Annotated in this window: 13 protein-coding genes; 1 reads left to right on the top strand and 12 read right to left on the bottom strand. The window is 46.3% G+C overall.

From position 1 onward, the window contains the following. Positions 1-502 precede the first annotated feature (502 nt). Positions 503-1288, top strand: a complete 786-nt coding sequence (locus ASC40_RS10845) for a hypothetical protein (RefSeq protein WP_055439835.1) — start codon at positions 503-505, stop codon at positions 1286-1288. 103 nt (positions 1289-1391) lie between these two features. Here ASC40_RS10845 and rplQ read toward each other — a convergent pair whose 3' ends face one another. The 12 genes from rplQ to rplF all read right to left on the bottom strand — a co-directional run bounded on the left by rplQ (position 1392) and on the right by rplF (position 7901). Then, complete coding sequence (rplQ, locus tag ASC40_RS10840; RefSeq protein ID WP_055439834.1) at positions 1392-1793, bottom strand: 50S ribosomal protein L17; 402 nt, start codon at positions 1791-1793, stop codon at positions 1392-1394. Positions 1794-1831: 38 nt separating this feature from the next. Further along, positions 1832-2821 (bottom strand): DNA-directed RNA polymerase subunit alpha, encoded by a 990-nt coding sequence (locus ASC40_RS10835; protein WP_055439833.1) that lies wholly within the window; start codon positions 2819-2821, stop codon positions 1832-1834. A gap of 25 nt (positions 2822-2846) precedes the next feature. After that, the gene (gene rpsD, locus ASC40_RS10830) at positions 2847-3467 is read right to left on the bottom strand and encodes a 30S ribosomal protein S4 (RefSeq protein ID WP_055439832.1); all 621 of its coding nucleotides are present in this window, start codon (positions 3465-3467) and stop codon (positions 2847-2849) included. 30 nt (positions 3468-3497) lie between these two features. Next, positions 3498-3887 (bottom strand): 30S ribosomal protein S11, encoded by a 390-nt coding sequence (rpsK, locus tag ASC40_RS10825; RefSeq protein ID WP_034734070.1) that lies wholly within the window; start codon positions 3885-3887, stop codon positions 3498-3500. Between the two features lie 11 nt (positions 3888-3898). Then, entirely contained in the window at positions 3899-4255 is a 357-nt protein-coding gene (rpsM, locus tag ASC40_RS10820) for a 30S ribosomal protein S13 (protein WP_055439831.1), read from the bottom strand. Between the two features lie 133 nt (positions 4256-4388). Beyond that, entirely contained in the window at positions 4389-4502 is a 114-nt protein-coding gene (rpmJ, locus tag ASC40_RS10815; protein ID WP_055439830.1) for a 50S ribosomal protein L36, read from the bottom strand. A gap of 25 nt (positions 4503-4527) precedes the next feature. Next, positions 4528-5856: a preprotein translocase subunit SecY gene (secY, locus tag ASC40_RS10810; protein ID WP_055439829.1), complete on the bottom strand. Its 1329-nt coding sequence runs from the start codon at positions 5854-5856 to the stop codon at positions 4528-4530. Positions 5857-5861: 5 nt separating this feature from the next. After that, positions 5862-6296 (bottom strand): 50S ribosomal protein L15, encoded by a 435-nt coding sequence (rplO, locus tag ASC40_RS10805; protein WP_055439828.1) that lies wholly within the window; start codon positions 6294-6296, stop codon positions 5862-5864. A 3-nt stretch (positions 6297-6299) separates the two neighbouring features. Next, on the bottom strand, positions 6300-6482 hold the full coding sequence (gene rpmD, locus ASC40_RS10800; protein ID WP_055439827.1) for a 50S ribosomal protein L30: 183 nt from the start codon (positions 6480-6482) through the stop codon (positions 6300-6302). Between the two features lie 6 nt (positions 6483-6488). After that, positions 6489-6995: a 30S ribosomal protein S5 gene (gene rpsE, locus ASC40_RS10795; RefSeq protein ID WP_055439826.1), complete on the bottom strand. Its 507-nt coding sequence runs from the start codon at positions 6993-6995 to the stop codon at positions 6489-6491. Between the two features lie 9 nt (positions 6996-7004). Then, positions 7005-7358 (bottom strand): 50S ribosomal protein L18, encoded by a 354-nt coding sequence (gene rplR, locus ASC40_RS10790; RefSeq protein ID WP_055439825.1) that lies wholly within the window; start codon positions 7356-7358, stop codon positions 7005-7007. Between the two features lie 9 nt (positions 7359-7367). Then, positions 7368-7901 (bottom strand): 50S ribosomal protein L6, encoded by a 534-nt coding sequence (gene rplF / locus ASC40_RS10785; RefSeq protein WP_055439824.1) that lies wholly within the window; start codon positions 7899-7901, stop codon positions 7368-7370. Between the last annotated feature and the right edge of the window lie 12 nt (positions 7902-7913).

Genomic DNA, 7913 nt, shown 5'->3' with positions numbered 1-7913 from the left:
ATCGACCCATTGAATCAATGACTTAATAAATCTAATTTGTTAAGCACTTTTCCAATCAGTCAGGTGGTCCGTCTCTTGTTAAAGAGAGCATGACCTTTTGTGCATCCGAAGATGCTTCTCTGCCTGAATCCGGTAAGTGCCCACACAGTTTGCTTGGCTTGGTATATTGTTAAAGAACGTTCGCTTTCTTACTCAAGGAGTGTGAAGCGGGATGCGTATTCTACGCTATCCGTGGTTCAGGTCAAGATCCTTTTGGATCTTTTTTTGTGATTTTCATCACAGCTTCTTAAGACTTGAACCGCCGTCATCACTTGGTGACAACGGCGGCGAATTATAAGGATCATGAGCAACGGCGCAAGATCTTTTTTTGCTTTTTTTATCGTTTGGTTTATTTTTACTCAAATTGAACAAAGTTTAGCTATAGATTGTCCAAAAAGACTGCTAATGTTCAAATTCGTCAAATTATTAATATTATAAGACAGTATTAAATCGGGGTGCGCCTATGAAAGTTTTACCAACTTTATTGGCTGCGAGTGTATGTATGTCATGCGCTACTTACGCGGCAGACTCTGCCATCGTTGAGATTACTGACACACAAAACTACGTGTTAGACCAAGAAAATCAACGCCTAGCAGATACATATGCAAGGATGCTTCGTTATTACGACCAACGCAACTTCTCATCAGTAAGAGCGGTTCGTGTGCTAATGGGAAATTATCCTCACCACGTTGAGCCGATACTTTACGCAGCGTTTGAACGCTATCCAAACCACTATCGTCATATTATTAAAGCCGCAATTGATGCCGAGCCGGCTTTTACACGCGAAATTATATCAATGGCATTGAGCTTAAAAGTTGCAGATCCTGCTGATATCGTGCGAATTGCTGTTGAAGCCGAACCCAGCTACGCCGATACAATCGTAGCAACCGTTGATGAAATGGATCCGACGCAGTTTGCTAACGTAGTCCGCGTTGCAGTGTTAACTGAACCACAAACCGCTGATGGTATTTTGCGCTCAAATCGAGATGCGGAAATTGGTAAGCTTGAATCTATTTTACACACTGTCCTATCGTCAGCTCCGACTTTAGGTTCTTATTTGGTAGATACCATAAGTGACTTGATTGGCTTCTCAAAAACTGAGGTTGCGCCACAAAATAAAAATAAACGAGCTATCCAATTAATTCGTTCCGCTTACAACTCGGGCGGATTGGACAAAAGCGAAGTTCAAGTGTTAGCAGCTAAACATGAGTTAAGCGACGAAGAAATCAAATTGATTTTGGGAAACTAACCTTTGACGTTATTTCTAAAGAGTTAAGTATCTAGTACCTAAATTATTAGATCAAAAAAGCCGCTCAATTGAGCGGCTTTTTAATGTAGCTCGTAAAAGCTACTTATTCCTCTACTGCAACTTCTTCAGTCTCAGTAGCGTCTACTTCTGGACGGTCAACAAGTTCAACATATGCCATAGGCGCATTGTCACCGGCGCGGAAACCACACTTCATGATACGAGTGTAACCACCAGCGCGTTCTTGATAACGCGGACCTAATTCATTGAACAGCTTACCAACAACTTCTTGGTCGCGAGTGCGTGCAAAAGCCATACGGCGGTTTGCTACGCTATCTTGCTTCGCTAATGTGATTAGCGGCTCGATAACACGACGCAGTTCTTTAGCTTTTGGCAAAGTGGTTTTAATCACTTCGTGACGAACCAGTGAGCTTGCCATATTGCTGAACATCGCTTTACGATGACTGCTGTTGCGGTTGAGTTGACGACCACTCTTACGATGGCGCATACCTATACCCTTCTCAGTAAATCTCTGTAAAAGATAACTTAGTCGCGATCAACTAAGCTTGCTGGTGGCCAGTTTTCTAGGCGCATGCCTAGTGACAAACCACGTGATGCAAGCACGTCTTTGATCTCTGTGAGCGATTTCTTACCCAAGTTTGGAGTTTTTAACAACTCAACTTCGGTACGCTGCACTAAGTCACCAATGTACTGAATAGCTTCTGCTTTCAAACAGTTCGCAGAACGCACAGTTAATTCCAAATCGTCTACCGGACGTAATAAAATCGGATCGAATTCCGGCTTCTCTTCTTTCTCTTCTGGCTCGCTCATGTCACGCAATTCAACAAAGGCTTCAAGCTGTTGAGCTAGAATCGTTGCTGCGCGACGAATCGCTTCTTCTGGATCTAACGTGCCGTTAGTCTCCATATCAATAACCAGTTTGTCCAAGTCAGTGCGCTGCTCAACACGTGCTGAATCAACACTGTAGGCAATACGCTCTACCGGACTGAAAGAAGCGTCTACAAGTAGAAGACCGAGCGGACGCTCTTCATCGTCAGCAGACTGACGTGCCGAGGCTGGAACATAACCACGACCACGCTCTACCTTGATTGACATTTCAATCTCGGTGTCACCTGTTAAAGTACAGATGAGGTGCTCAGGGTTAAGGATTTCGATATCACCATCATGCGTGATATCGCCAGCCTTGACAGGGCCCGCTCCGGATTTTTTCAAGGTCAGAATCGCTTCATCTTTGCCTTCCATGACTACCGCTAAACCTTTAAGGTTTAACAGGATCTCGATGATGTCTTCCTGAACACCCTCTTTGCTGCTGTATTCGTGTTGAACACCGTCAATTTTAACTTCAGTCACTGCCACACCTGGCATTGATGAAAGTAAAATACGGCGCAACGCGTTGCCCAGCGTGTGACCAAAGCCACGCTCAAGAGGCTCCAACGTCACTTTAGCGTGAGTCGGGCTAATTTGTTCGATATCGACTAGCCTTGGCTTTAGGAATTCGGTAACAGAACCCTGCATTGTGTCCTCTCTTTATGCTTAAGCTTTACTTAGAGTAAAGCTCTACGATCAACTGTTCGTTAATTTCAGCAGACAAATCTGCACGCTCTGGAAGACGCTTAAACTGACCTTCCATTTTAGTGCTGTCTACTTCCAACCATACTGGCTTCTCGCGTTGTTCTGCAAGTTCCAGCGCGGCTGCGATACGTGCCTGCTTTTTAGCTTTTTCGCGAACAGACACAACGTCTTCCGGACGTACTTTGTACGAAGGAATGTTGACTACCTGACCGTTCACTACTACTGCTTTGTGGCTTACCAACTGACGCGCTTCAGCACGAGTTGACGCGAAGCCCATACGGTACACCACGTTGTCTAGGCGTTGCTCAAGCAATTGCAGCAGGTTCTCACCAGTGTTGCCCTTAATACGAGCAGCTTCTTTGTAATAGTTACGGAATTGCTTTTCTAGTACGCCGTAAATACGACGAACCTTTTGCTTTTCACGTAACTGTAAACCGTAATCAGACAAACGGCCACGACGTGCACCGTGCTGACCCGGAGCGCTTTCGAGTTTACATTTCGTATCGATTGCGCGTACGCCGCTTTTTAGGAACAAGTCTGTTCCTTCGCGACGACTCAGTTTGAGTTTTGGACCCAAATATCTAGCCATGTTCTTTCTCCAACTATCGTATAGCGCCTATTAAACGCGACGTTTCTTAGGCGGACGACATCCGTTGTGAGGAATAGGAGTCACATCAGTAATGTTCGTGATGCGATAACCTACAGCGTTCAACGCACGAATCGATGATTCGCGACCAGGACCTGGGCCCTTTACGAACACTTCTAGGTTTTTCAAACCATATTCCTTCGCCATTTCACCCGCGCGCTCAGCAGCAACCTGTGCAGCAAATGGGGTTGATTTACGTGAACCACGGAAACCAGAACCACCTGCAGTTGCCCATGCTAACGCGTTACCTTGACGGTCAGTGATGGTCACAATGGTGTTATTGAAAGATGCATGGATGTGGGCCATGCCATCAGCGACTTGCTTTTTAACGCGCTTACGAGTACGAGTTGGTTGTTTAGCCATTTCTCAACTCCCTACTTCTTAATTGGTTTACGCGGACCTTTACGGGTGCGCGCATTAGTTTTAGTGCGCTGTCCACGTAGAGGCAAGCCACGACGATGACGAAGACCACGGTAACATCCGAGATCCATCAAGCGTTTGATATTCATTGATACTTCACGGCGAAGATCGCCTTCCACAGTAAATTTCGCTACTGCGTCACGAAGTACATCGAGTTTTTCTTCTGACAAAGAGCCGATTTTGGTATCTTCCGGCAGATCGATCGAAGCTAAGATAGCTTTAGAACGAGTACGGCCGATACCGTAAATCGCAGTCAAGGCAATGACTGCATGCTTATTGTCAGGAACGTTAATGCCAGCGATACGGGCCACTAACACGTCTCCTATAGTTTATGGGTGACCGGATTTGAAAAGCCCGTTAGGATACTCAACCAGTCGCCAATTTGCAAACATATCAAAGCCGCAGCCAAAAAAATATTTTTTGGCCGCGGACTTCTTCTTCGAATTAACCTTGCCGTTGCTTGTGCTTAGGGTCACTGCAAATTACACGCACAACACCGTTGCGCTTAATAACTTTGCAGTTACGGCAGATTTTCTTCACGGAAGCACGAACTTTCATTGCTACACTCCGTAATTATCCAACCTTAGCGGCCGAAGCCTTTAAGGTTAGCTTTCTTGAGGACAGAATCATATTGATGAGACATCAAATGAGTCTGCACCTGCGCCATAAAGTCCATGATAACAACTACGATAATTAAAAGCGACGTACCACCAAAATAGAATTGTACGTTCCAAGCAATCATCATGAACTCAGGAACCAAACAGACAAAGGTAATGTACAACGCGCCTGCAAGCGTCAATCGAGTCATTACTTTATCAATGTAACGAGAAGTTTGCTCACCTGGACGAATACCAGGGATAAACGCTCCCGACTTCTTCAAGTTGTCTGCTGTTTCGCGAGGGTTAAATACCAACGCGGTGTAGAAGAAACAGAAGAAGATAATTGCCGCAGCATAAAGCATTACGTACAAAGGTTGACCCGGAGACAATGTCAACGAGACCTCTTGTAAGAAGTTTGCTACCGCACCTTCGCCTTGGCCGAACCAAGTGGCGATAGTGCCTGGGAACAAAATAATGCTTGATGCAAAAATCGGTGGAATTACACCGGCCATATTAACTTTCAATGGCAAGTGCGTGCTCTGCGCTGCAAAAACCTTACGGCCTTGTTGACGCTTCGCGTAGTTTACCAGAATACGGCGTTGGCCGCGCTCTACAAACACTACGAAGTACGTTACAGCCAGAACAATAACACCGATTAGCAATAACAATAATAAATGTAAATCACCTTGACGAGCTTGCTCAGCCGTCTGGCCAATGGCCGACGGTAGACCCGCTACAATACCGGTGAAGATCAGAATAGAGATACCGTTTCCAATTCCACGCTCGGTAATCTGTTCGCCTAACCACATTAAGAACATGGTACCGGTTACTAAGCTAACCACTGCTGTGAAATAGAACCCAAAGCTTGGGTCAATAACAAGACCCGGCATTAGGCTTGGTAAGCCAGTAGCTATACCAATTGATTGGAAAGTTGCGAGTACTAATGTACCCCAACGCGTATATTGGCTGATCTTACGACGTCCACTTTCGCCTTCTTTTTTCAGCTCAGCTAAACGAGGATGAACCACGCTCGCTAATTGCATGATAATTGAAGCCGAAATGTACGGCATAATACCAAGCGCAAATACCGACGCCCGCTCAAGAGCACCACCGCTAAACATGTTAAACATGGCGACGATAGTGTCTTTTTGTTGGTCGAATAATTGCGCCAATACCGCGGCATCTATACCAGGAATCGGCACAAAGGAGCCCGCACGGAACACGATTAACGCGCCGAGTACGAACAGCAGTCGACGTTTAAGCTCCGACGTGCCACCTTGAGCTCTGTTAGATTCCAATCCTGGTTTAGCCATGTGCCCTATCCTTCGATTTTGCCGCCAGCGGCTTCAATAGCTTCGCGGGCGCCTTTGGTGACCTTGATGCCTTGCACTGTAACTTTACGGCTGATTTCGCCCGACTTGATGACTTTTACAGTCAACACGTCGTGACGAATCACGCCAGCTTCTTTTAATGAAGCTAGAGTTACAGTATCACCAGCAACTTTTGCAATCTCTGCCAGGTTTACTTCAGCAGTCGTAAACGACTTACGTGAAGTAAAGCCAAACTTTGGCAAACGGCGTTGGATTGGCATTTGGCCGCCTTCAAAACCTGAACGGATTGAACCGCCAGAGCGTGAAGTTTGACCTTTATGACCACGTCCACCAGTTTTACCAAGGCCAGAGCCGATACCACGGCCGAGACGCTTTTTGCTAGTTTTCGCACCAGGTGCAGGGGAGATAGTATTTAAGTACATGTCTTAGTCCTCCACCTTTACCATGTAAGTGACTTGGTTCACCATGCCGCGGACGGCTGGAGTATCTTCCAGCTCGACCGTGTGACCAATGCGGCGCAGACCAAGACCACGAAGTGTAGCTTTATGTTTCGGCAAACGACCGATTGAGCTACGCGTCTGGGTTACTTTGATTGTCTTTTTCGCCATTGCTCACTACCCCAAAATTTCATCAACGCTCAATCCACGTTTAGCCGCTACTTGCTCAGGCGACTTCATACCGTGAAGTGCCTTAATAGTGGCACGAACAACGTTGATTGGGTTGGTTGAACCATATGCTTTTGACAGCACGTTGTGTACACCTGCTACTTCAAGTACTGCACGCATCGCGCCACCGGCGATGATACCTGTACCTTCAGAGGCTGGTTGCATAAATACCTGTGAACCTGAGTGACGGCCTTTAACAGGGTGCTGCAAGGTATCACCTTTCAGCTGCACGGTTACCATATTGCGACGTGCTTTTTCCATTGCTTTTTGAATAGCAGCTGGGACTTCACGTGCTTTACCATAACCGAAACCCACTTTACCTTGACCATCACCAACCACAGTCAGTGCAGTGAAGCTAAAGATACGACCACCTTTAACAACCTTCGCTACACGATTTACTGTGATCAGCTTTTCTTGCAGGTCACTTTGTTGAGCTTCTACATTTGCATTTGCCATGTTCGTCTCCTAGAACTGAAGTCCAGCTTCACGAGCAGCGTCAGCCAAAGCGGCAACACGACCGTGATAACGGAAACCACTGCGATCGAATGCAACGCTTTTAACGCCTTTTTCAATCGCCCGTTCAGCGATCAGCTTACCAACTGCTTTAGCTGCTTCTACGTTACCAGCAGATTTAAACTGCTCACGCATAGCTTTTTCTACAGTTGATGCTGAAGCAAGTACTTCAGAACCGTTCGATGCAATTAGCTGAGCGTAAATGTGCCGTGGTGTACGGTGAACGACCAGGCGGTTTGCACCCAACTCTTGCATTTTCTTACGAGGGCGCGTTGCGCGACGTAAGCGAGCTGTTTTCTTGTCCATAGTCTTACCTTACTTTTTCTTGGCTTCTTTACGGCGCACTTGCTCATCGGCGTAACGTACACCTTTGCCTTTGTATGGCTCAGGTTTACGGTATGCGCGAATGTTAGCGGCAACTTGACCAACTAACTGCTTATCGACACCTTTAACGACTACTTCAGTTTGTGCTGGGACTTCGATAGTAATTCCCTGAGGAATATCGAACTCAATTGGGTGTGAGAAACCCAGCGACAGATTCAATTTAGAACCTGCAGTGTTAGCCCGATAACCAACGCCAACTAGCTGTAATTTTCTCTCATAACCCTGCGCAACACCAACCACCATGTTTTGTAGTAACGCACGTGCTGTACCTGCTTGCGCAGTAGCGTTTGCAACGCCTTCACGTGGAATAGTACGGATAACGTTGTCTTCTTTAACAACTTCAACCGCTTCGTTAACTACACGGCTCAATGAGCCTTTGGCACCTTTGATTGTTACTTCCTGGCCATTTAGCGTAACTTCAACGCCAGCAGGAATGGCAATCGGTGCTTTAGCAACTCGTGACATTTCCTAACTCCT

This window comes from Pseudidiomarina woesei (assembly GCF_001418345.1).
In the GTDB taxonomy this organism is placed as follows: Bacteria; Pseudomonadota; Gammaproteobacteria; order Enterobacterales; family Alteromonadaceae; genus Pseudidiomarina; species Pseudidiomarina woesei.
Note: the sequence above shows the minus strand (reverse complement) of the source record. Positions and strands in the feature narration are given on the sequence as shown.

Excerpts from the sequence above, each read along its gene's own strand:
- ASC40_RS10845 (WP_055439835.1), top strand. The coding sequence starts at position 503 with ATGAAAGTTTTACCAACTTTATTGGCTGCGAGTGTATGTATGTCATGC.
- rplQ (WP_055439834.1), bottom strand. The coding sequence starts at position 1,793 with ATGCGCCATCGTAAGAGTGGTCGTCAACTCAACCGCAACAGCAGTCAT.
- ASC40_RS10835 (WP_055439833.1), bottom strand. The coding sequence starts at position 2,821 with ATGCAGGGTTCTGTTACCGAATTCCTAAAGCCAAGGCTAGTCGATATC.
- rpsD (WP_055439832.1), bottom strand. The coding sequence starts at position 3,467 with ATGGCTAGATATTTGGGTCCAAAACTCAAACTGAGTCGTCGCGAAGGA.
- rpsK (WP_034734070.1), bottom strand. The coding sequence starts at position 3,887 with ATGGCTAAACAACCAACTCGTACTCGTAAGCGCGTTAAAAAGCAAGTC.
- rpmJ (WP_055439830.1), bottom strand. The coding sequence starts at position 4,502 with ATGAAAGTTCGTGCTTCCGTGAAGAAAATCTGCCGTAACTGCAAAGTT.
- secY (WP_055439829.1), bottom strand. The coding sequence starts at position 5,856 with ATGGCTAAACCAGGATTGGAATCTAACAGAGCTCAAGGTGGCACGTCG.
- rplO (WP_055439828.1), bottom strand. The coding sequence starts at position 6,296 with ATGTACTTAAATACTATCTCCCCTGCACCTGGTGCGAAAACTAGCAAA.
- rpmD (WP_055439827.1), bottom strand. The coding sequence starts at position 6,482 with ATGGCGAAAAAGACAATCAAAGTAACCCAGACGCGTAGCTCAATCGGT.
- rpsE (WP_055439826.1), bottom strand. The coding sequence starts at position 6,995 with ATGGCAAATGCAAATGTAGAAGCTCAACAAAGTGACCTGCAAGAAAAG.
- rplR (WP_055439825.1), bottom strand. The coding sequence starts at position 7,358 with ATGGACAAGAAAACAGCTCGCTTACGTCGCGCAACGCGCCCTCGTAAG.
- rplF (WP_055439824.1), bottom strand. The coding sequence starts at position 7,901 with ATGTCACGAGTTGCTAAAGCACCGATTGCCATTCCTGCTGGCGTTGAA.